Origin of the sequence: Rhizobium sp. BK008 (assembly GCF_014197345.1) — a bacterium.
Classification (GTDB): Bacteria; Pseudomonadota; Alphaproteobacteria; order Rhizobiales; family Rhizobiaceae; genus Rhizobium; species Rhizobium anhuiense.
The window spans coordinates 1,288,179-1,308,247 of the sequence record NZ_JACIFK010000001.1 but is presented as its reverse complement, the minus strand read 5'-3'; the positions used below and the strand labels follow the sequence as shown (position 1 = coordinate 1,308,247).

Here is a 20,069-nt window from a genome sequence, read left to right as displayed (position 1 = left end):
TTAGCTTTTCTCAAGCGGCCGTTGTTTCTGCTTGGTCCCTTTGGCGGCAACAGGGCGCTTGCGTGCCGCGGCCTTTTTCAAAGGCGCCGCTTTCGCCGCCTCCACTGTCCGACAAGCCTCCGTCTCACCTCTGCCCTTGGCGGCCTTGGCGACCAACTCGTCGAGGCGCTTCAGCTCCTCCTCGTCGAGATTCTCGATGCCGATGAAACGGTTCTCGGCATGGCTCGTCAGGATGATTTCGTTGAGTTTGGCCTGGATCGCCCGCGTGTCGCGCGTCTGGGCGTTCTGCAATACGAAGACCATCAGGAAGGTGATAATCGTCGTGCCGGTATTGATCACCAGCTGCCAGGTTTCCGAATAGTCGAAGAGAGGGCCGAGGCAGGCCCAGATGATAACGGCGATCAGCGCCAGGATGAAGATAACGGGCTTGCCCGCCCATTCCGATGTCTTGGTTGCGAAGCGGGCAAACAGATGCTTCATCGTCACCTTTGCAATCCTCCCTCGACGTCTCCAGAGCACGATGTCGACGACATCATGCTCTGGCAAAAAACTCCGAGGCAGGTTCGAGGTTCCCACAGGGATTCGAGATTTCCCTGGGGATGAGGCGTGGTTACGCGGCGGCTTCCCGCGCAATCAGCTTGCGATAGAGATGCCAGGTCGCATGGCCGAGGATCGGGATAACCAGCGCAAGCCCGGCAAAGACCGGGATCGTGCCGATGACGAGCAGTGCGGCGACGATCAGGCCCCACAGCAGCACCGGCACCGGATTGAGAACCATCGCGCGGATCGACGCCGTGACGGCGGCCACTGCCCCGACATCGCGGTCGAGCAGCAGCGGAAAAGTGATGACGGTCATCGCCAGCACGACGAGCGCGAAAACGAAGCCGATGAGATTGCCCCAGATGATCAGCTGCATGCCCTGGGGCGTGCCGAAGACCTGGCTGAAGAAATCCGCCATGCTGCGTGGGAACACTTCGCCGAGCAGGTTGCTGTAGAGCGTCTGCGCCGTCACCAGCCAGACGACAAAGAAAGCGCAGAGCATCAGTCCGACCGCCACGATCGACGGCAGAGCCGGCGAATGGCGCACTTCGAGCGCGTGCGTCCAGGACGTGTCAAGGCCGGCCTCGCGCCGGCGGCTGATCTCATAGAGGCCGATCGCCGCAATCGGGCCGATCAGCGCGAAACCCGCCATCAGCGGGAAGACCATCGGCAAAAGGTTGGCGCCCGAGGTCCACAGCGTCAGGAAGACACCGGCGATCGGGTACATCAGGCACAGGAACACATAGTGGGACGGTTTCTCCATGAAATCATCGTACCCGCGCTTCAGCGCGTCGAAGACGTCGGCGATACCGATGCGATTGACGACGGGGCGCACAAAGTTTTCGCTAGCACCCGTCATGACATGAAATGCCGCCATGGCTTTCTCCTCCTCAGCCGAGACCTGATCGGCGGCGGACAGCATCGGCGGGCAAGCCGACACGAAATCCGCAACCGGCACTGGAGCAATATAACAAGTTTCAAGCCCCCTGTCGCTCTCTCCCTTGGCATCCCCTCTTGACATCTCGGCCAAGCTTTCTCACATCGGCGGCACTATGAAAGCCTCAGACGCAGATATCCTCATCATCCCCGGCTACACCAACTCGGGCCCGAGCCACTGGCAGAGCCGCTGGGAGGCAAAGCTCAGCACGGCGCGCCGTGTCGAACAGGCCGAATGGACGAAGCCGGTTCGCGAGGACTGGATCGCCCGCATCGCCGAGGAGGTGAACGCCTCGACCCGCCCGGTCGTTCTCGTCGCCCACTCGCTGGGGGTGCCCTCGGTGATCCACGCCATCCCGCATTTCCGCAATCGGGTGGCGGGCGCGTTCCTCGTTGCTCCGCCCGATGTCGCCAATCCCGACATCCGCCCGAAGCATCTGATGACCTTCGGCCCCTATCCACGCGATCCGCTGCCCTTCCCGTCGATCACGGTCGCCAGCCGCAACGACCCGTTCGGCAGTTACGACCATGCCGACGATATCGCCAGCAGCTGGGGCTCCTTCCTCGTCGATGCCGGCGAGTCCGGTCACATCAATGCCGATTCCGGTCACGGTCCCTGGCCCGAAGGCACCATGGTCTTTGCCCAGTTCCTCAGCCGGCTCTCCGCTGAGTGAGGAAAACCCGCCTTCTCGCTGGTTGAGCAAGTGCTTTCTAAGTCTTTCTTAATGGAATGACAGCAGACTGCACCGAGGTGAAATAAGCGAGAATGCCCGTGAAGAAAGCCCTTCCAGAGGCTGATGATCCGCATGGCGAAGCCGCAGCGGCTGAGGCAGGCTTAGGCAATGGGGCGGCCGACGATTCCGACCTGGCGGAGCGGGAAAGCCGCTGGAACCACGCGCTCGTCGGCTCGGGCCTTGGCGTATGGGATCACAACTACCGTCTCGACCGGAAATATTACTCGCAGACGTGGAAAACCATGCGCGGCATGGCGCCCGACGAGGAAGCCGCCGGCGATTACGACGCCTGGCTGCAGCTCGTTCATCCCGACGATCGCGATTTCGTCGTCCATGCCATCGACCGGCAGAACGCCGGCGATCCCAACTACCAGATCTTCGAATATCGCGAACGCCACAGGGACGGCCACTGGATCTGGATCGAGTGCCGCGGTGCCTGCGTGGAATGGGACGAGAGCGGCGTGCCGACGCGCATCGTCGGCACGGATACCGATATCACCGCCCGCAAGCAGGCCGAGGAGACGCTGGCGCGTTTGTCGCGCCGGCTCGATCTGGCGCTGGAGGTTTCCCGCATCGGCGTCTTCGAAGCCGATATCGAACATGATACCGTCGAATGGGACGAGCGCCTCATTGCCATTTACGGTCTGCAGGGCGCCCCGCGTCAGATCGGCGGCGACGCCTGGGCGAAAAGCCTGCATCCCGACGACCGGGAACGCGTGCTTGGCTTGTCCGACCGCAGCGTCGAAAGCGGAAGTGATTTCCAGCAGGAATACCGCATCATCCGTGGCGACGGCGCCGAACGCGTCATCCGCGCCCGCTCGGCCTTCTTCATCGACGGCAATGGCAACCGCAAGCTGATCGGCGCCAACTGGGATGTCACCGAAGAGGCCGCGCTTCGCAACGAGCTGCAGCGCGCCAAGGATCTGGCGGAAGCGCGCAACCGCCAGCTCGAAGCGGCCAAGGAGAGCATCGAGCATCTGGCGCTGCACGATTACCTTACCGGCCTGCCGAACCGCCGCTACCTCGACAAGATGCTGGGCGAGCGCTCGGCCGAATGCCGGGCCAAGGACCTTGCACTGGCGATCCTGCATATCGATCTCGACCGCTTCAAGCAGATCAATGACACGCTCGGCCACCGGGCCGGCGACGCCATGCTGCAGCATGCCGCAAGCGTGCTGAGGAATTCCGTCCGAACCGCCGATTTCGTCGCCCGCATCGGCGGCGACGAGTTTGTCATCCTCTGCGCCGTCGATCCAGCATCGAAGAAGATCGCCGGCCTTGCCGAACGTATCATCCGCGAATTGCGCAAACCCGTCCGATATGAAGGGCACGACTGCCGTTTCGGCGCCAGCATCGGCATCACCGTCGACAGCGGACCGACGCTCGACGCCAAGCAGATGCTGCTCGACGCCGATATCGCGCTCTATCGGGCCAAGGGCCTGGGCCGCAACCGTTTCGAATTCTTCTCGGCGTCTGACCGCCGCGACACCATCTCCGCCAAGCACCTCGCCGACGAGATCCTGATCGGTCTCGAACGCAATGAATTCGTGCCCTTCTATCAGCTGCAGTTCGATGCCCGCACGCTCGATGTCACCGGCGTGGAAACACTTGCGCGCTGGCAGCACCCGGTGCACGGGCTGCTGACGCCCGACCGCTTCCTCGATATCGCCGAGGATCTCGACGTCGTCTCGACCATCGACGCGCTGATCCTGGAGCGCGCGCTGGCCGATCGCAGCGCCTGGATGAAGGACGGGCTGCCGATTCCGAAGATATCGGTCAACGTCTCCGCCCGGCGGCTCGCCGATCCCGATCTCGGCAAGAAGCTCCGGGCCCTGAAGATCGAGCCCGGCACCATCTCCTTCGAACTGCTGGAATCGATCTCTCTCGACGATTGCGACGAGGCGGTAGCCGCCAACCTGAAAAAGCTGCGCAAGCTCGGCATCGACATCCAGATCGACGATTTCGGCACCGGCCATGCCTCGATCGTCAGCCTGCTGCGCCTGAGCCCCAAGACGCTGAAAATCGACCGCGAACTGATCCGCATGCTGCCGCAATCGGCCGAGCAACGCAAACTCGTCGGATCGATCATCGATATCGGCCGTTCGCTGAACATCCTGGTCATCGCCGAGGGCGTCGAGACTGCGGATCACATCCGCATCCTCCAGGAACTCGACTGCGACACGCTGCAGGGCTACGCGCTCGCCCGGCCGATGCCGGCCATGCAGATCCCCTCCTTCATCCGCGCCGGAAGCTGGCGCCACGGGCAAATCGCCGCTCGCGCCTTGCAGACTGAGCTTCGCCGCGCGCTGCGCAGCAGAGCCGCCAAATAAACACCTGCATAAGCGGCCCGCCATTTCGCCTACATTTCACCGTAGAGGAAAAGGCGCTAGACTCGTCTTGCGAATTCATTCGATTCTCTTGGCGGTATTCCGTAAAATCGGAAACCGGGGCCAGGAAATTCGGAAACCAGGGAAGGAGCGACAGGCGGATTGTGAAACCCTCTCTTTTCCTTTAAGGGGACGCCACGAGATCGATCCACTCGCGCTATCCCAAGAGCGCCAACAACAGAGAATGACCACGATGAACCGTCGCCGCCGTATCTACGAGGGCAAGGCAAAGATTCTGTATGAGGGTCCGGAGCCGGGCACTTTGATCCAGTTCTTCAAGGACGATGCCACTGCTTTCAACAAGAAGAAACACGAAGTCATCGATGGCAAAGGCGTCCTCAACAACCGCATTTCCGAATATATCTTCAGCCATCTGAACAAGATCGGCATCCCTACCCATTTCATCCGCCGGCTCAACATGCGCGAGCAGCTGATCAAGGAAGTGGAGATGATCCCGCTGGAGATCGTCGTGCGCAACGTCGCCGCCGGTTCTCTCGCCAAGCGCCTCGGCATCGACGAAGGCGTCGTGCTGCCGCGTTCGATCATCGAATTCTATTACAAGTCCGACGCGCTCGACGATCCGATGGTCTCCGAAGAGCACATCACCGCCTTCGGCTGGGCCAATCCTGCCGAGCTCGACGACATCATGGCGCTTGCCATCCGGGTCAACGACTTCATGACCGGCCTGTTCCTCGGCGTCGGCATCCAGCTCGTCGACTTCAAGATCGAATGCGGCCGCCTCTTCGAAGGCGATCTGATGCGCATCATTCTCGCCGACGAGATCTCGCCGGACAGCTGCCGGCTCTGGGATATCGAGACCCACGAGAAGATGGACAAGGATCGTTTCCGCCGCGACCTCGGCGGGTTGCTCGAAGCCTATTCCGAAGTTGCACGCCGTCTCGGCATCATCAATGAAAACGAGCCTGTGCGCGGCACCGGCCCGGTTCTCGTCAAGTAAGGCAGGAAAGACAAAGTGATCAAGGCTCGTGTCACCGTCACGCTGAAAAACGGCGTTCTCGATCCGCAGGGCAAGGCTATCGAGGGTGCGCTTGGCGCCCTCGGCTTCTCGGGCGTCGGCCATGTAAGACAGGGCAAGGTCTTCGACCTGGAACTGGAAGGCGCCGACAAGGGCAAGGCCGAGGCCGACCTCAAGGCAATGTGCGAAAAGCTGCTCGCCAATACGGTGATCGAGAACTACGCAATCGCGATCGACTGACGATCACAGACCCGTCTTCCCGGCGGACCTTGAGGATTTGGCGTCATGATGAAAGCAAAGCTGGAGACGCAAGTCTCGAAATATATGAGCTATCTTTTGCGTCATGCGCCTGATGCCGCGAGTTTGACGCTTGATGGCGAGGGTTGGGTGTCGTTCGATGCGCTCGAAAAAGCGTTGGCGTCGAAATTCGACGTTTCCGGCGCCGATATTGTCGAGATTGTCGACAACAATCCGAAAAAGCGCTTCACGCTTGCCGATAACAGAATTCGCGCAAACCAAGGTCATAGCGTCGACGTCGATCTCGCGTTGAACCCGGTTGAACCGCCTGCCGCTCTATTTCACGGCACGTCTCTGACGAACTGGCAGTCGATCGAGCGCGAAGGCTTGAAGAAGATGCAGCGACACCACGTTCATCTCTCAGCAGATGTCGACACGGCTAAAATCGTCGCAAGGCGCCGCAAGGGTGAATACATCATCCTGCGTGTCGACGCGGCCCGCATGTTTTCAGAGGGTCATTCTTTCTTTGTCTCCGACAATGGAGTATGGCTCGCCGAAAGCGTTCCAGTTCAATATCTTTCGCCAGACGCAGGGACCCCATGAAATCAGCCGTCGTTCAACTTCCGGGCCTCAACCGCGACCGCGACATGATCGCAGCCTTGGCCAAAATCTCCGGCCAACAGCCGGTGACGATCTGGCAGACGGAAACCGAGATCCCCGATGTCGACCTGATCGTCATCCCCGGCGGCTTTTCTTATGGCGATTACCTGCGCTGCGGCGCGATCGCTGCCCGCATGCCGGTCATGCAGGCAATCATCGACAAGGCTGCGAAGGGCGTGAAGGTGCTCGGCGTCTGCAACGGCTTCCAGATCCTCGTCGAGGCCGGCCTGCTGCCCGGCGCGCTGATGCGCAATTCCTCGCTGAAATTCGTCTGCCGCGAAATCAAGCTCGAAGTCGTCAATGCCGAGACGGATTTCACCCGCGCTTATGCGCAGGGCCAAGTCATCCGCTGCCCGGTCGCCCATCATGACGGCAATTATTTCGCCGACGAAGCGACGCTGGCTGCGATCGAAGGCAATGGCCAGGTGGTATTCCGTTATGCCGAGGGCACCAATCCGAACGGCTCGATCAACGATATCGCCGCAGTGATGAACGAAAAGGGCAACGTGCTCGGTATGATGCCGCATCCAGAGAACCTGATCGAAGCCGCCCATGGCGGTTCGGACGGCCGCGGCCTCTTTGCTTCGGCGCTCGACGTCATCGCCGCCTGAGACCTGCACGTTGCCCCGCGCGTAGCGGTTTTGGGCAACGGCATGCACCCGAAAATCCTTCCGTCCGGATCTGGAGCAAGATTGATGCGCCCTCGCCTCGCAAACGCCGCCCTGTTGACCACTCTCGCAGCCATGGTCGCAGCCTGCCAGACGCCGGCACCGACGACAGGCCCGAACCGTGGCGCGCTGCCGACGATGGAACGCGTGGCGCTCGGCGCCAATGCCTGCTGGTTCAAGTCGGGCGATCCGGCTTTTGCCGCCTATAAGCTCGCACCGGAACTCAATTCCTTTTCCGGCCGGCCGCGCATCCTGGTCGTCCACAAGGGCAGCCCGGAAAGCCGGCCGCTGCTCGTCGTGCAGGCTGAGGGAAGCCCCTCGCGTCTCCAGGCCTTCGGGCCGATGATGCAGGAGCCGGTCGCCGGCCGCATCGCCGCCGACGTCAATCGCTGGTCGGCAGGCAACAAGGCCTGCAGCTAGAGCCTTTCCGGGTTAGCTTGCAGCATTCTGTTGGCTCAAACGGAGTCGGATGGTCGACCGGCCGGCGCGCGTCGTAGCCCGGCTCTACGGCCAAGCCGGCCGGTCGATCAGCCGGCCCGTTTCAACCAACCCGAAGGGCCAGGCATCTTTCCGCCAGGGCAAAGGCGATCGGCTCGGACGTACCAAGAGGTATGCCCTTCGCCAATCGCCTTTGCCCTGACGAAAACCTGCTCCGGCAGAATGCTGCAATCTAACCCGGAAAGGCTCTAATCGCCCCGTTCAGTTCCGAAAGCATGATCCGTTCGGAAAGCATCTTCAGTCCCAGAAGATCGACTTGCTGACTTCGCGCGCCGCATCGGACTGCGACACGCCGATATCCTTGAGCTCGTTCACCGTCAGGTTTCTCAGCGCACGCCGGCCTTCCCGCTTCTGATGCCAGAGAAGGGTGGCCGCCCAGATCCGGCCGAGCCGCGTCGTCGCCTCAGTGGGCACGTCGGGGAGAATGATCTGTCTCCTGTCCTCATAGGAGACAATCGGTACAATCGGCATTTTGATCTCGGGCAAGGCAGACATTCCAGGAATCCTCACGGCTTGTCGTTGGAATTGACTCATACGCTTGACCGATACAATGTGCCAATATATACAATTGTCACCATGACAAATTGGCTTCCTGATATTTCCCGCGGTTCCGGGCCGGTCTATCTCCGGCTCGCCGACAGCATTGAATCCGCAATATCAAGCGGCGCCCTGCCCGCCGGCAGCAAGCTGCCGCCGCAGCGCAATCTTGCCTATGATATCGGCGTGACAATCGGCACGATCGGCCGCGCCTATGCGCTGGTGCATGAGCGCGGCCTGGTCGCCGGCGAAGTGGGGCGCGGCACCTATGTGCTGAACCGCTCCGAAACGCCGCCCGGCGAGCAGATCGATCCGCTGACCGTCTCGCTCGGTGGCACCCGCGTCCAGGATGCACCTGCCAACAAGATCCGCTTCGACACGACGGCCGCGCCCGATCTCGGCCAGGGCAAGGTCATAGCGGGCATCCTCGCCGAGATCGGCGAACAGCATCTGTCCGAAATTTCCTCCTATTCCCGGAGTTTCCCGCGCAACTGGTTCGAGGCCGGCCGCCTCTGGCTTGCCCGCAGCGGCTGGACGCCAGAGGTCGAGAACGTCGTGCCGACGCTCGGCGCCCATGCGGCGGCGATATCAGTGATCTCGGCCGTCTCGGCGCCGGGCGACAAGATCGTCTTCGAGGACCTCACCTACACGCAGGTCAGCCGCAGTGCTCGCCTGCTCGGCAGGCGCACGCTGACGGTCGATTCCGATGAACTCGGCGTGATTCCCGAGGATTTCGAGCGGCTCTGTCAGCAGCAGCATCCGAAGATCGCCTTCCTGATGCCGACCGTCCACAATCCGACGCTGGCGATCATGCCCTATGAGCGGCGGATGGCAATCGCTGCGATCGCTCGGAAGCACGGCGTCTGGCTAATCGAGGACGATCTCTACGGCGGCATGGCCGATGACGACACGCCACTGCTCGCCTCGATTGCGCCCGATCGCACCTTTCTTGTCAACGGCCTGTCGAAATCGGTCGCCGCCGGTGTGCGCGGCGGCTGGGTCGCCTGCCCGCCGCATTTTGCCCAGCGCATCAAGGTGACGCACAGAATGATCACCGGCGGCCTGCCCTTCATCCTGGCGGAGACCTGCGCACGTCTCGTCGAAAGCGGCACGGCGCACGAAATCCGCAAGGCAAGTGTCGAGGAACTCTCCCGGCGTGTCCGGCTCGTCCGCGAGCAGTTGCAGGGCTTCGATTTCGAATCGCACCCGCATGCGCCGTTCCTCTGGCTGAAACTGCCGGAACCCTGGATGTCCGGCACCTTCAAGAACGCCGCCTATCGCGACGGCGTGCTCGTCGACGACGAGGATGAGTTCAAAGCAGCCCGCGGCGAGAAAACCTATCACCGCGTCCGCATCGGTTTTTCCTCGCCGAAGACAGGGCAGGAACTCATTTCGGGCTTGATGATCCTGCGCCGCCTGCTGGAAAATGGCGGCTCCGCCTATGACGGTGAAATATGACGTGTTGCAAATAGACGCCATAAATCGGAAAAAACGCCGAAGCTTCTTCGAGGTGCTTTAGCGACTCGACCTCCATGTTACCTCTTTGTTGTTCCCGTCTGACGCGAATCAAAGGACAGCAAATGAGGCTCGATTTCGGCAGGATCGCGTTGCGTTTTTTGGGCATGGCATCAGTGACAGCGGTAACCGCCCTCTCGGTTGCGGGCTCGGCAACGGCCGGCGAGCAGATATTCGATGAATTGCGCTTCGGCGTCTCGACCTCGGTACAATCGGGCCATTCCAGGGAAGACGGCGTCTTTCCGGAGATTACCGCTCTCTTCGATCCCTTCGGCTACGACGCGGCGGTCGGCTGGCAACAGCTGCTGCATCCCCGTATCCATCTCGGCACGTCGATCGGCACGTCAGGCGAGGCCACCCAATTCTTCACCGGCTTCACCTGGACGGTCGATTTCAACGAAAAGCTCTTTACCGAAGCCGGATTCGGCGGCGTCATCCATACCGGCGATCTCGAGGGCGACAGTGACGGTCCGGAACTCGGCTGTCGCGTCCTCTTCCACGAATATCTGGGCGCCGGCTACCGTTTCACCCGCAATTGGAACGTGATGGCCCAGATTGCCCACTCCTCGCATGCCAATCTCTGCGACGGCCCGAACGACGGCATGACCCGCGCCGGCCTGCAGATCGGCTATAAGTTCTGAGTGGTTGCCGCCTTTGTGAAGAAAGCCTGCCCGCCCTCTGTTGACGGTGGGCTTTTTTCTGTCGCGCGCGGCCGCTACATAAGCTAAAGACAGCGCAAAACGCGCCAGGGACTTTCCGCTCATGACCATTCCAAACACCATCCCGATCACGCCGGAACTCATTGCAGGCCATGGCCTGAAGCCGGACGAGTACCAGCGTATTCTGGATCTGATCGGCCGCGAACCGACCTTCACCGAGCTCGGCATCTTCTCGGCCATGTGGAACGAGCACTGCTCCTACAAATCCTCGAAGAAATGGCTGCGCACGCTGCCGACCAAGGGGCCGCGCGTCATCCAGGGTCCGGGCGAAAACGCCGGCGTCGTCGACATCGATGACGGCGATTGCGTCGTCTTCAAGATGGAGAGCCACAACCACCCCTCCTATATCGAGCCTTATCAAGGTGCGGCGACCGGCGTCGGCGGCATCCTGCGTGATGTCTTCACCATGGGGGCACGCCCGATCGCCGCGATGAACGCGTTGCGCTTCGGCGAGCCGGATCATCCCAAGACCCGTCATCTCGTCTCCGGCGTCGTCTCCGGCGTCGGCGGCTACGGCAATTCCTTCGGCGTGCCGACGGTTGGCGGTGAAGTTGAGTTCGACGCCCGCTACAACGGCAACATCCTCGTCAACGCCTTTGCCGCCGGCATTGCGAAATCCAACGCCATCTTCCTGTCTGAAGCCAAGGGCGTCGGCTTGCCTGTCGTCTATCTCGGCGCCAAGACCGGCCGCGACGGCGTCGGCGGCGCGACGATGGCCTCGGCCGAATTCGACGAATCGATCGAGGAGAAGCGCCCGACCGTTCAGGTCGGCGACCCCTTCACCGAAAAGTGCCTGCTGGAAGCCTGCCTGGAATTGATGAAGACCGGCGCCGTCATCGCCATCCAGGACATGGGTGCGGCCGGCCTCACCTGCTCGGCCGTCGAAATGGGCGCCAAGGGCGATCTCGGCATCCTGCTCGAGCTCGACAAGGTGCCGGTTCGCGAAGAAAGGATGACGGCCTACGAAATGATGCTGTCGGAAAGCCAGGAGCGCATGCTCATGGTGCTGCAGCCGGAGAAGGAAGAGGAAGCCAAGGCGATCTTCGTCAAGTGGGGCCTCGATTTCGCCATCGTCGGCAAGACAACCGACGACCTGCGCTTCCGCGTCATGCACCAGGGTGAGGAAGTCGCCAACCTGCCGATCAAGGATCTCGGCGACCAGGCGCCGGAATATGATCGCCCCTGGCGCGAATCCGGCAAGCAGGCTCCCCTGCCCGCCAATCTCGTCGCGGCACCTCAGGATTACGGCCAGGCGCTGCTGCAGCTCGTCGGTTCCGCCAACCAGTCGAGCCGCCGCTGGGTGTATGAACAATATGACACGCTCATCCAGGGCAATTCGCTGCAGCTTCCGGGCGGCGATGCCGGCGTCGTGCGCGTCGACGGCCATCCGAGCAAGGCGCTCGCCTTCTCCTCCGACGTCACCCCGCGTTATGTCGAAGCCGATCCCTTCGAAGGCGGCAAGCAGGCGGTCGCCGAATGCTGGCGCAACATCACCGCGACAGGCGCCGAGCCGCTCGCCGCCACCGACAATCTCAATTTCGGCAATCCTGAAAAGCCCGAGATCATGGGCCAGTTCGTCGAGGCAGTGAAGGGCATCGGCGAAGCCTGCCGTGCACTCGATTTCCCGATCGTCTCCGGCAACGTCTCGCTCTACAACGAGACCAACGGCGTCGCCATCCTGCCCACCCCGACGATCGCAGGCGTCGGCCTGTTGCCGGATTGGAGCCAGATGGCCCGCATCGGCACCGCCAACGACGGCGACAAGGTGATCATGATCGGCGTCGACGGCAGCCATCTCGGCCAGTCCGTCTATGTCAGAGACGTGCTTGCCAGCCGCGAAGGTCCGGCGCCGGAGGTGGATCTGTTCGCCGAGCGCCGCAATGGCGATTTCGTCCGCTCCGTCATCCGCAACGGCCAGGCGACCGCCTGCCACGACATTTCTTCCGGCGGTCTTGCCGTGGCGCTCGCCGAAATGGCGATGGCCTCAGGCAAGGGTCTCGTCATCGATCTCGGTGAAGCCAAGGGCGCGCCGCATGCGCTGCTCTTCGGCGAGGATCAGGCGCGCTACGTGCTGACAGTGCCTGCGGACGTCGCAAATTTCGTTTGCGCCAATGCCGAAGGCGCCGGCGTCCCCTTCCGCCGTCTCGGCACGGTCGGAGGAACGGCGCTCATCGTCGGCGATCTCATCTCGCTGCCGATTCAGCAATTGCGCGATGCCCATGAATCGTGGTTCCCTGATTTCATGGAAGGCCGCGGCGAACTGGCTGCGGAATGATGCGCAAGGAGTAACGATCATGGCCATGAAACCCGGCGATATCGAAGACATGATCAAGGCTGGGATTCCCGGTGCCAAGGTGACGATCCGCGATCTGGCGGGCGACGGCGATCATTACGCCGCCGAAGTCGTCGCCGAAGCCTTTCGCGGCAAGAGCCGCGTGCAGCAGCACCAGATGGTCTACGAGGCGCTGAAGGGCAATATGGGCGGCATACTGCACGCGTTGGCGCTGCAGACCTCCGCACCGGAATAGAGCCCGACGCGATCCGGATAAACGGTGCCCGGCCCTCAGCCGGGCATTCTCTTTTCGTCGGGATCGGCAAAGACCGAGGCCGGCATTGGCCCCGATGTCAAAAGCGTGAAATCGAAGGACGCCTGCAGATCAGGCCCCAGCACATATTGCCGGTGGACGCGCAGCTGGTCCTTGCGGATCTTGCGATAGTGCTCGGGCGTCAGCATCTGCTTGACGCGGATCAGGATCATCTTCGCCGGAGGTGCATCCGCATGGCCGGAAACGGCGACGACCGGCACCTTGTAGAAATTGATCGAATCCGTCAGGCACTGCACGTCGAGCCAGGAAATCTCGGGACAGCGCGCGATCAACCCGACGCGGGCGCGCAGCTGCGTCGCCGACGATAGCAGCGCGCATTGCAGGATGGCGCTGCCGAGTGTGGCAAACACCACCCGCTTGCCTTTGAAGATCTCCGGCTCCCGTTCCAGCAATATGCCAATGACATGGGCGGCAACACTCGATCCCATGCTGTGCGAGGAGATCACATATTCGTCCGCCTCTTCGTCAAGCGCCTTGCGCACGGCAGCGGCCCTGTCTTCCAGCCAGTCGTTGAAATCTGTCCGGTCCATGCGGCCGAGCGCCACGGCCATTACCCAATCGGCGAAGAGATGCAGCGTATGGAAACGTTCGGAAAACGGCAGGAAGGCGAAGATGAAGAAACAAAGCGCCAGCGGTCCGCTCCAGAGCATGTGCCACGGCGAAAAGCCGAGACCATAGGGCATGATGGCGATCTGCGCCGTCAGCGCGATCGCCAGCGCGGTCAGCAGGAACGGGAAGAGGAAGAACAGACCGAAGCGCCAGGCGTGGCGAAAATATTCCCGCATCCCGCCTTCGAGCATGATCTCGGCGCAGCTTCGGAAACCTGCCATAATCTGGCTCAGCGTGTTGCCCCCGCGCAGCCTGCTTACCAGCGTATCGTGATCGACCATGTGGATCCGGCTCTTCGTCTGCCAGCCGGGGAAACCGGTCCCTTCGGCCGCCGCTTTGTCGGCATCCCGTCCGCCCGTCGTGACCACGAAACTGAGGGGATCACTTCCCGCCTCCGGCGCACCCGTTTCAAGCGAATAGCCCCAGACGGCGGCACTCTGCCTGGCCGAACGCTCGTAGCGTGCCTTATGGGCAACGCCGTCGAGCGGCTCGAAGCCCGTAAAATGCAGGACGACCCGCTTCTCGATCAGTTTCATTCCACTCTTCCGTCCGGCGAATGGCCGGCATGTTGCTGCGATCCGGCTGCTGCGCCGCTGATAGGGACAAAAAAGCAGCTATGGTCTCGAAGCCGTCTTGCTAACCGAACTCTTCCGGAATTCAATAGCGTCCATGTCGTTTCCATCACGAACGGAGGGGTTTTGTGGCCGACCTAGTCAAAGAATTGATATCAGGCGTCGTCGACAGCGTGCTGAAGGAGATCCTGAAAAAAACCACCGGCCGCGTCACGACGAAGCGCAGGAGGCGTAAGACACGACCTGCCGCGACGACGAAGGTTGCGCGCAAGACGACCTCGGCCAAGGCTAAGCCCGCCCGCAAACAGGTCAGCAAGCGCCGCACCGCCGCTGGCCGCAGCCGCCAGCGACGCAGCTAAGGCACGATCAAATGTGAACGGTTTCGGACGAATAGCGGCGCTCTTGAGGACATAAACCGATGATGCGCATGTTGAAAATCATTCTTGCGGCCGTCGTCGCGATCTGTCTCATCGCGGCTGCCGGCGTCTACGCCCTGTCGGAGATGCGCCTTTCCAGGACCTACGACCTCGCGGTTGCCGATTTCACCGTCAAGACGACGCTGCCTGCCGAGGAAACCGAACGCCGCGCGCGCACGCTGATGTGTGGCGGCTGTCATCACGATGCCGGCAACGTGCTCATCGACGAGCCGGGCGTCGGCCGCATCGTCGCGCCGAACCTGACCCGCTTCGTGCCCATGTACAGCGATGCCGAACTCGTGCGCCTCATCCGCCATGGCGTCAAGAAGGACGGTACCGGCGCCTTCATCATGCCGGCAAGCAACTTCGCCAATATCACCGATGACGATATGGCGGCGATCATTGCGTGGATGCGCAGTTTGAAGCAGCTTCCCGATGCGGTGGCCGGAACGACTCAATGGGGACCGCTCGGGCGAATCGGCCTGGCGCTCGACAAGATCCCCTTCGAGGCCGATCTGGTGCCTACCGTGGGCACCCCTGCCGCGACGCGTCCGGCCGATATCGGCGAATACGCCTTCAGGACCGCTTGCAGCCACTGTCATAATCTCGATACGGCAAAGCAGTCGGAAGCCTTCCTGGCGCCGGCGCTTAAGCCCCTGGCGCAATCGTATTCGGCTGCCGATTTCAGGACGCTGCTGCGCACCGGCAAGGGTGTCGGCAACCGCGATCTCGGCGTGATGACACAGGTTTCCCAATGGGATTTCAGCCATTTCACCGATGTCGAAATCGAACAGATTCAGACCTATCTCGCCAATCGACCGTAACGCGACGGCAACAACCGGGCAACGGCCTGCGCGAATTGGTCTTTTTTTGGTTCGGGCGGCTGGAATTCCTGCCGTCGCATGCTATCTAAAGGCAACGATTGAAACGGCGGGCCTTTAACCCGCCTGTTGAAAGGATCAGGTCCTATGAGCGGCATTCACGAATTCATCGACAACGAAATCAAGAGCAACGACGTCGTCCTATTCATGAAGGGCTCGCCGCAGTTTCCGCAGTGCGGTTTCTCCGGGCAGGTCGTGCAGATTCTCGATTACATCGGCGTCGACTACAAGGGCGTCAACGTGCTCGCCGATTCGGAAATCCGCCAGGGCATCAAGGAATACTCCAACTGGCCGACAATCCCGCAGCTTTACATAAAGGGCGAATTCGTCGGCGGCTGTGACATCGTCCGGGAAATGTTCCAGGCTGGTGAGCTGCAGCAGCACCTCCAGGAAAACGGCATCACCGTGCGCGGCGCCGCCTGACCGGTCACCGGACGTCCGCCCGGTTTCCAAATCTGTTTCTTGAGTTCGAGGCGCTGCCGCTAGCAGCGCCTTGACCTGTTTATGGGAATTTCATTGTGACAGATTCATCACAAGCCGTGTCCGCGGGCCGCCTGCCCATGGGCAAGCGAGAATTCATCGCGCTTGCTGCCTTCCTGATGGCCGTCAATTCGCTGGCGATCGATATCATGCTGCCGGCCTTGCAGCAGATCGGCGCGAGCCTCGGCGTCGAGAGCGAAAATCATCGTCAGTTCGTCGTCTCCACCTACCTGCTCGGCTTCGGCTGCGCCCAGTTGTTTTACGGTCCGCTCTCCGACCGTTTCGGCCGCCGCACGCCGCTTCTGATCGGCCTCGTCATCTATATCCTGTCCGCCATCAGTATCGTCTTCGTTCCGTCCTTTGCTGGCTTGCTCGCCCTGCGCTTCATCCAGGGCGTCGGCTCCGCCGCAACCCGCGTCATCACCGTCTCCATCGTTCGCGATATCTATGGCGGCCGGCAGATGGCCGAAGTCATGTCGCTGATCATGATGGTTTTCATGATCGTGCCAGTGATTGCGCCCGGCACCGGTCAGATCGTCATGTTCTTCGGTAACTGGCACCTGATCTTCCTGTTCATCGCCGCGATGGCGACTGCTATCGCCGTCTGGGCCTATCTCCGTCTGCCGGAAACCCTGCATCCCGGCAATGTCCGCCCCTTTACCGCCCGCTCGATCTTCGGCGCCTTCAAGCTGGTGCTGACCAATCGCGTGGCGCTCTGCTACACCATCGCCAGCACCTTCATCTTCGGCGCGCTGTTCGGCTTCATCAATTCCGCCCAGCAGGTCTATGTCGGCATCTACGATCTCGGCGTCTATTTTCCCTTCGCCTTCGCCGGCGTGGCGATCTTCATGTCTTTGTCGTCCTTCTTCAATTCCCGCTTCGTCGGCAAGCTCGGCATGCGCCGACTGTCGCACGGATCGCTGCTCGGCTTCATTGCCATCAACACCATCTGGCTGATCGTCCAGATGGCCAGCACCGAGCCGATGCCGTTTGCCCTGTTCATCTCCTTCTTCGGCCTTGCCATGTTCCAGTTTGGCTGGATCGGCTCGAACTTCAATTCGCTCGCCATGGAACCGCTCGGCCACGTCGCCGGCACCGCCTCCTCCGTCCTCGGCTTCATGAGCACGGTCGGCGGCGCCATCATCGGCGCCGGCATCGGCCAGGCCTTCGACGGCACGGCACTGCCGATGGTCGCCGGTTATTTCGCCGTGTCGATCGTCGGCCTGGTCTTCGTGCTGATCGCCGAGAAGGGCCGCCTCTTCCAATCGCAGAACCCAGCCGTCTGAACGGCCGGCCTCATTCGCATCCGGGATTTCACCACATGACGCCGCCGCATAAACCGCACCAGGAAAACCAGGGCTCTCGCCGCATCGGCATGGGCTTTGGCGAATTCGTCGTCACCATCGCCATCATGACCGCCAGCGTCGCCATGGCGATCGACAGCATGCTGCCGGCATTGCCCAATATCGGCCATTCCCTCGGCGTCACCAATACCAACGACGCGCAGCTGATCATCGGCGTGTTCTTCTTAGGCTTCGGCGTCTCACAGATATTCTTCGGCAGCCTTTCGGATACGTTCGGCCGCCGCAACATCCTGCTCGGCGGCCTGGCCTGCTATATTGTCGGAATGTTTGCCGCCGCAGCGACCGGCAGTTTCGAAATGCTGCTCGTCATGCGTTTCGTCCAGGGCATCGGCGGTGCGGCCGTGCGCATCACCACCATGGCCATCGTCCGCGACTGCTTCGGCGGCCGCGAAATGGCGCGCGTCATGTCTTATGTCATGATCGTCTTCATGATCGTGCCGATCGTTGCGCCCTCCGTCGGCCAGCTCATCATCCTCTATGCCAACTGGCATTGGATCTTCATCCTGCTCGGCATCATCGCCGCCATCCTGTTCGTCTGGGCTCTTCTGCGGTTGAAGGAATCGCTGCCGCCGGAAGAGCGGCTGCCGCTGTCGGTTGCCTCTGTCGGGGATGGCTTCAAGACCGTGCTCACGAACCGTATCACCTGCGGCTACATGATCGGCCTCACCATGTTCACCGGCGTCATCAGCGCCTATGTGATCTCGGTGCAGCAGGTCTTCGGTGAAGTCTATGGCCTTGGCGACTGGTTGCCGATCGCCTTTGCGGCCACCGCAGGCGGCATCGCCGTCGCCAATTTCGCCAACGGCTTCTTCGTGCGCAAATTCGGCATGCGCCGCATCTCGCACGCCGCCCTGCTGATTTTCACGGCACTGTCGGCTGTCGGCTTCTTCTATTCGCTGGCCGGCAAGCCGGATTTCGCCATCGCCTACGGCATCTTCACCATCGTGCTGATGATGTTTGCCCTGATCGCCACCAATTTCACCGCCATCAGCCTCGAGCCGATGGGCAATCTCGCGGGCACGGCCACCGCCATCACCGGTTTCGTCTCGACGACCTTCGGCGCCATCCTCGGCGGCCTGGTCGGTCAGATGTTCAACGGCACGGTGCAGCCGCTCTTCGGCGGCTTCGCGCTCTTCGGCGCGGTGACGATCGCAGCCACCCTTTGGGCGGAGAACGGCAAGCTCTTCACCCACCCCGGCGACAGCCCGCAGCTCGATCCGGGTGCGGCCCACTTTTGAAATGCGAGCTGCTGGGTGGTTCGGTCCCGGCGGCATTGCATTTAAATAACAAACTCGGCACGTTCCTAAATCTGGATGCCCTTGGAACAAGGAGCTCAGTTTTGGATGTAGAATATCAACATCTCCCCCCGCCATTGCAGGGTGGGATATTTCAAACCAAAACAAATACCGCCACTGGCGTTGTGGTACTCGGCGGCTCCAGTGGTCGGGTCGATGTGGCCCGTGCCAGGTTGTTTGCCAGCCAAGGGGCAACGGTAATCGCGCTTCGGTGGTTCGGCGGCGAAGGCCAGGTGCCAGGTATTTGCGAGGTGCCGCTGGAAATCTTCTTCGCCGCCACCGATTATTTGATGGAGCTCGGCTGCAGACGTATCGTCTTGGTGGGGACATCGAAAGGCGCCGAAGCCGCGCTGCTCACGGCGGTACATGATCCACGCATCAGCGCCGTCATCGCAATGAGCCCTTCTTCGGTCGTATGGGGAAATATTGGTCCGGGGCTTGACGGCATCAGCTGGCCGGAACGCTCATCCTGGACGTTGCGAGGGACACCGCTTCCCTTTGTATCGTCCGACCCTGAATGGGTGCAGGAATACCGAGACGGGCTCGTTGCCTACCGGGGCCTGTTCGAACGATGTCTTCAAGTGCACGAGTCTGAGATCGAACTAGCAACTATCCCTTTGGAGAAAACAACTGCCGAAATTCTGCTTGTGGCAGGAGGTGATGATGCGCTTTGGCCGTCAGACGAATTTGCCGCAGCAATTGTTCGCCGGCGCGCAGCTTCGGGCCTACTCACCCAGCTTGTGTTGGGAGAAGATGCGGGCCATCGCATTTTGCTGCCGGGTGAAACGACTCCCCGATCATCGCTGCGTGCTCACGGTGGAAGTGAGACAGCCGACGCCAAATTGGGACGACTGGCGTGGGAGTACATTCTCGCTGCCCTATAACGGGATAGCAGTAGTCATTTGATCGATGGTTCAAGCCATCGGATTGGTGCTGCAGTGCGCGAAGGGCATCCTCTATGGACGACCGAATTCTGATCAGGTCTTACGCGCCCGGCGACGTGGACGCGACGATTGAAATTTTTCTGCGTGCGATTCGAGAGGTCTCGTCGAAAGACTACTCACCCGCACAGATCCAGGCTTGGGCAAAGGTGGAAGATCGCGGACTATGGGCAGAGCGAAGGATAAGCAGGCCTGCCTGGATCGCAGAATTTGACGGACAGCCTGTTGGGTTTTCCGACCTGACCGGCGACGGGTGCCTGGACATGATGTTTGTGCATCCCGAATTTCAAGGGCTTGGAATAGCAAGCCGGCTGTTGAGTAGGATCGAGCACGAAGCTCTGAAACTGGGGTTCAGCCGAATTTATACCGAAGCCAGCCGAACTGCCCGGCCGTTTTTTGCGCGAAAAGGCTTCCGCGTCATAACGAAGCAAATCGTCGAGAAACGTGGGCAAAGCCTGGAAAACTTTCTCATGGAAAAGTTCTACGGATAACAGGCGG

At 61.2% G+C, this 20,069-nt stretch carries 22 protein-coding genes; 18 read left to right on the top strand and 4 right to left on the bottom strand.

Annotation, left to right across the window (positions count from 1 at the left end; genetic code table 11):
- Together FHT69_RS06300 and FHT69_RS06295 are read right to left on the bottom strand one after the other, a co-directional pair.
- Nucleotides 1-480, bottom strand: a complete 480-nt coding sequence (locus tag FHT69_RS06300; protein WP_183905377.1) for a low affinity iron permease family protein — start codon at nt 478-480, stop codon at nt 1-3.
- A gap of 130 nt (nt 481-610) precedes the next feature.
- A complete protein-coding gene (locus FHT69_RS06295; RefSeq protein WP_097594433.1) occupies nt 611-1,417 on the bottom strand; it encodes a DUF2189 domain-containing protein in 807 nt (268 codons plus the stop codon).
- A 175-nt stretch (nt 1,418-1,592) separates the two neighbouring features.
- Between FHT69_RS06295 and FHT69_RS06290 the strand changes: the two genes are divergently transcribed.
- The 7 genes from FHT69_RS06290 to FHT69_RS06260 all read left to right on the top strand — a co-directional run bounded on the left by FHT69_RS06290 (nt 1,593) and on the right by FHT69_RS06260 (nt 7,558).
- Nucleotides 1,593-2,150, top strand: coding sequence for an alpha/beta hydrolase (locus FHT69_RS06290; RefSeq protein WP_168332997.1), 558 nt, complete (start codon nt 1,593-1,595; stop codon nt 2,148-2,150).
- 92 nt (nt 2,151-2,242) lie between these two features.
- Complete coding sequence (locus FHT69_RS06285) at nt 2,243-4,540, top strand: bifunctional diguanylate cyclase/phosphodiesterase (RefSeq protein WP_183905109.1); 2,298 nt, start codon at nt 2,243-2,245, stop codon at nt 4,538-4,540.
- Between the two features lie 250 nt (nt 4,541-4,790).
- A complete protein-coding gene (gene purC, locus FHT69_RS06280) occupies nt 4,791-5,555 on the top strand; it encodes a phosphoribosylaminoimidazolesuccinocarboxamide synthase (RefSeq protein ID WP_003568927.1) in 765 nt (254 codons plus the stop codon).
- A 15-nt stretch (nt 5,556-5,570) separates the two neighbouring features.
- Complete coding sequence (gene purS / locus FHT69_RS06275) at nt 5,571-5,813, top strand: phosphoribosylformylglycinamidine synthase subunit PurS (RefSeq protein ID WP_012757626.1); 243 nt, start codon at nt 5,571-5,573, stop codon at nt 5,811-5,813.
- 45 nt (nt 5,814-5,858) lie between these two features.
- Entirely contained in the window at nt 5,859-6,413 is a 555-nt protein-coding gene (locus tag FHT69_RS06270) for an RNA 2'-phosphotransferase (protein WP_183905108.1), read from the top strand.
- Nucleotides 6,410-7,081, top strand: a complete 672-nt coding sequence (gene purQ, locus FHT69_RS06265; protein ID WP_028758346.1) for a phosphoribosylformylglycinamidine synthase subunit PurQ — start codon at nt 6,410-6,412, stop codon at nt 7,079-7,081. The genes FHT69_RS06270 and purQ overlap by 4 nt, the downstream gene beginning before the upstream one ends.
- Nucleotides 7,082-7,165: 84 nt before the next feature.
- Nucleotides 7,166-7,558 carry a hypothetical protein gene (locus FHT69_RS06260; protein WP_183905107.1) on the top strand — a complete coding sequence of 131 codons (393 nt, stop codon included), beginning with the start codon at nt 7,166-7,168 and terminating at the stop codon, nt 7,556-7,558.
- Nucleotides 7,559-7,873: 315 nt separating this feature from the next.
- Here the strand turns inward: FHT69_RS06260 and FHT69_RS06255 are convergent, their stop codons facing one another.
- Nucleotides 7,874-8,131, bottom strand: coding sequence for a DUF1127 domain-containing protein (locus FHT69_RS06255; protein WP_183905106.1), 258 nt, complete (start codon nt 8,129-8,131; stop codon nt 7,874-7,876).
- An 81-nt stretch (nt 8,132-8,212) separates the two neighbouring features.
- Between FHT69_RS06255 and FHT69_RS06250 the strand changes: the two genes are divergently transcribed.
- From FHT69_RS06250 to FHT69_RS06235, 4 genes are all read left to right on the top strand, one after another.
- The gene (locus tag FHT69_RS06250) at nt 8,213-9,631 is read left to right on the top strand and encodes a PLP-dependent aminotransferase family protein (RefSeq protein WP_028758059.1); all 1,419 of its coding nucleotides are present in this window, start codon (nt 8,213-8,215) and stop codon (nt 9,629-9,631) included.
- A gap of 122 nt (nt 9,632-9,753) precedes the next feature.
- Nucleotides 9,754-10,329: an acyloxyacyl hydrolase gene (locus FHT69_RS06245; RefSeq protein WP_183905105.1), complete on the top strand. Its 576-nt coding sequence runs from the start codon at nt 9,754-9,756 to the stop codon at nt 10,327-10,329.
- A 121-nt stretch (nt 10,330-10,450) separates the two neighbouring features.
- On the top strand, nt 10,451-12,682 hold the full coding sequence (gene purL, locus FHT69_RS06240) for a phosphoribosylformylglycinamidine synthase subunit PurL (protein WP_028758061.1): 2,232 nt from the start codon (nt 10,451-10,453) through the stop codon (nt 12,680-12,682).
- 19 nt (nt 12,683-12,701) lie between these two features.
- Nucleotides 12,702-12,935 (top strand): BolA/IbaG family iron-sulfur metabolism protein, encoded by a 234-nt coding sequence (locus FHT69_RS06235; RefSeq protein WP_003579540.1) that lies wholly within the window; start codon nt 12,702-12,704, stop codon nt 12,933-12,935.
- A 35-nt stretch (nt 12,936-12,970) separates the two neighbouring features.
- On the opposite strand, the gene FHT69_RS06230 is transcribed toward FHT69_RS06235, so the two are convergent.
- Nucleotides 12,971-14,158 (bottom strand): hypothetical protein, encoded by a 1,188-nt coding sequence (locus FHT69_RS06230; RefSeq protein WP_183905104.1) that lies wholly within the window; start codon nt 14,156-14,158, stop codon nt 12,971-12,973.
- Nucleotides 14,159-14,322: 164 nt separating this feature from the next.
- Here FHT69_RS06230 and FHT69_RS06225 point away from each other — a divergent pair, with 164 nt between their 5' ends.
- From FHT69_RS06225 to FHT69_RS06195, 7 genes are all read left to right on the top strand, one after another.
- Nucleotides 14,323-14,553, top strand: a complete 231-nt coding sequence (locus FHT69_RS06225) for a hypothetical protein (protein WP_168332990.1) — start codon at nt 14,323-14,325, stop codon at nt 14,551-14,553.
- 59 nt (nt 14,554-14,612) lie between these two features.
- Nucleotides 14,613-15,434, top strand: a complete 822-nt coding sequence (locus FHT69_RS06220; protein ID WP_183905103.1) for a c-type cytochrome — start codon at nt 14,613-14,615, stop codon at nt 15,432-15,434.
- Nucleotides 15,435-15,578: 144 nt separating this feature from the next.
- Nucleotides 15,579-15,914: a Grx4 family monothiol glutaredoxin gene (gene grxD, locus FHT69_RS06215; RefSeq protein ID WP_183905102.1), complete on the top strand. Its 336-nt coding sequence runs from the start codon at nt 15,579-15,581 to the stop codon at nt 15,912-15,914.
- Nucleotides 15,915-16,051: 137 nt separating this feature from the next.
- Nucleotides 16,052-17,257 carry a multidrug effflux MFS transporter gene (locus FHT69_RS06210; protein WP_097594370.1) on the top strand — a complete coding sequence of 402 codons (1,206 nt, stop codon included), beginning with the start codon at nt 16,052-16,054 and terminating at the stop codon, nt 17,255-17,257.
- Between the two features lie 35 nt (nt 17,258-17,292).
- Entirely contained in the window at nt 17,293-18,573 is a 1,281-nt protein-coding gene (locus FHT69_RS06205) for a multidrug effflux MFS transporter (protein WP_028758066.1), read from the top strand.
- Between the two features lie 101 nt (nt 18,574-18,674).
- Nucleotides 18,675-19,514: an acyl-CoA thioester hydrolase/BAAT C-terminal domain-containing protein gene (locus tag FHT69_RS06200; protein WP_183903364.1), complete on the top strand. Its 840-nt coding sequence runs from the start codon at nt 18,675-18,677 to the stop codon at nt 19,512-19,514.
- Nucleotides 19,515-19,588: 74 nt separating this feature from the next.
- The gene (locus FHT69_RS06195; protein ID WP_183905101.1) at nt 19,589-20,062 is read left to right on the top strand and encodes a GNAT family N-acetyltransferase; all 474 of its coding nucleotides are present in this window, start codon (nt 19,589-19,591) and stop codon (nt 20,060-20,062) included.
- Nucleotides 20,063-20,069: the final 7 nt, after the last annotated feature.